The sequence below is a fragment of the Protofrankia sp. Cr1 genome (genome assembly GCF_963555865.1).
In the GTDB taxonomy this organism is placed as follows: domain Bacteria; phylum Actinomycetota; class Actinomycetes; order Frankiales; family Frankiaceae; genus Protofrankia.
Genome location: NZ_CAUVXO010000186.1, coordinates 1,478 through 3,408, shown reverse-complemented (window position 1 = coordinate 3,408; position 1,931 = coordinate 1,478). Strand labels below are relative to the sequence as shown.

Below are 1,931 nucleotides of genomic sequence, written 5' to 3'. Positions count from 1 at the left end.
GGGGAACTGGGGTGTGCCACGAACGTGACAGGCAGCGAGTGGTAGTGGCTGCTGTGTTGCGGTGCTGTGCGGGAGATGAGGGACTGATGGCCCTTCGGCGTCGCCCTGCGGGGGGAGATGTCAAACCACCTCGTGCTGCGTTGGTTGATGACCGTCGTGGTGAGCGACGAGGAAAAGGCGCGCGTGATCGCGTCAGGTGGGGACCGGGAAGGCGAGCGTGAGCGAACCGCTGATGACGCGTCGAGACCAGAAAGTGGCATCGAAACCGGAGCAACCCAGTAGCTCCGGGACTGAGCCTGGCGGGTGCCCGTCTACTGGCCAGGTGGTGCCCGGCGTGAAGGCGGCGCGAGCCCGGTCTGCGGCTTCCGTGTGGAACGTGGGAAGGCGGACACCGACACTGCCGGATATCTGTCCGGCGAGAGGGAGCGTGCCGGGCGGCAGAAACCGTGAGGCACTGAGTATCGTTGCGGTGTTCGCTGGCGGACCGGCTGGTAGTAGCGGCGAGGCTGCTGTAATGGGAGCGGAGCGAAGCGGCCGGGTCATCTGTGGCTTGTCTGTCTGGTCAACTGGGGATGTCTCGGGATGAGCCGGCTGGGTGGGCCAGGTCTGGTGGAGAAGCCGTTCAACATCCCGAAGGGGCTGGTATGGGAGGCGTATAGGCGGGTCGCGGCGAACAAGGGTGCCGCCGGTGTGGATGGCTGCTCGGTCGCCGACTTCGAGAAGGATCTGAAGGGGAACCTTTACAGGATCTGGAACCGGATGTCGTCGGGCAGCTATTTTCCCCCGCCGGTGCTGGCGGTGGAGATACCGAAACCGCATGGTGAGGGGAAACGTGTCCTAGGAGTGCCGACTGTCGCGGACAGAATCGCGCAGACGGCGGTGGCGCTGGCATTGACGCCTCGGACCGAGTCGGTTTTCCATCCCGACTCGTACGGGTATCGGCCTGGCCGGTCCGCGCTCGACGCGGTCGCGGTCTGCCGGCAGCGTTGCCAGTCGAGGAACTGGGTCGTCGATGTCGACATCCAGGCTTTCTTCGATTCCATGGAACACTCCCTGATCATGAAGGCGGTGGAGGCCAACACCGACCAGAAATGGGTACTCCTGTATGTGCGGCGATGGCTTACCGCACCGTTGCAACTGCCAGACGGCACCATCGTGGCAAGGGACCGCGGAACTCCCCAGGGATCTGCGGTCTCGCCGGTGCTGGCTAACCTCTTCCTGCACTACGCGTTCGACCTGTTCATGGCCCGGGAGTTCCCGGCTGTGCGGTTCGAGCGTTACGCGGATGACGCGGTAGTGCATTGCGCGACGAGGCGGCAGGCCGAGGATGTCCTCGCCGCTCTTACCGCCAGGATGGAGGAGGTCGGCCTTCGGTTGCACCCTGGCAAGACGAGGGTGGTGTACTGCAAGGACGACAACAGGCCGGGCTCTCATGAGCATACGGCCTTCACGTTCCTTGGGTACACGTTCCAGCCGCGCAGCGCGCGGAGCAGGCACGGGGTCATGTTTACCGCGTTTACTCCCGCCGTCAGCGCGGCGGCGCTGAAAGCAGCCAGCGGGCAGGTCCGCCGCTGGCGGCTGCACCGGCGCACCGGCCACGAACTGGCAGACATCGCCGAGCGGATCAACCCGATCGTGCGGGGCTGGATGGCGTACTACGGTCGTTTCAACAAGGCCGAGCTGCATCCCCTCCTCAAGCGCATCAACGGCTACCTGGTGCGCTGGGCCCGAAAGAAGTACAGACGGCTCGCCCCGTTCAAACGCGCCAAGCACTGGTGGGACAACCTGGTCAACAGGAACCGCCAGATGTTCGCGCACTGGCAGTGGACGGGCACCTTCCAGTGGATCAGATGACAAGAGCCCGGTGAACCGAGAGGTTCACGCCGGGATCTGTGGGAGCCCGGGGGTGGGAATCCCCCGGGCGACCCGAC

The 1,931-nt window shown here is 64.9% G+C and carries 1 protein-coding gene; it reads left to right on the top strand.

Annotated features, from left to right (window positions below; translation table 11 throughout):
- Positions 1-582 precede the first annotated feature (582 nt).
- A complete protein-coding gene (ltrA, locus tag U9980_RS15335; RefSeq protein ID WP_322768531.1) occupies positions 583-1,854 on the top strand; it encodes a group II intron reverse transcriptase/maturase in 1,272 nt (423 codons plus the stop codon).
- The last annotated feature ends 77 nt before the right edge of the window (positions 1,855-1,931 follow it).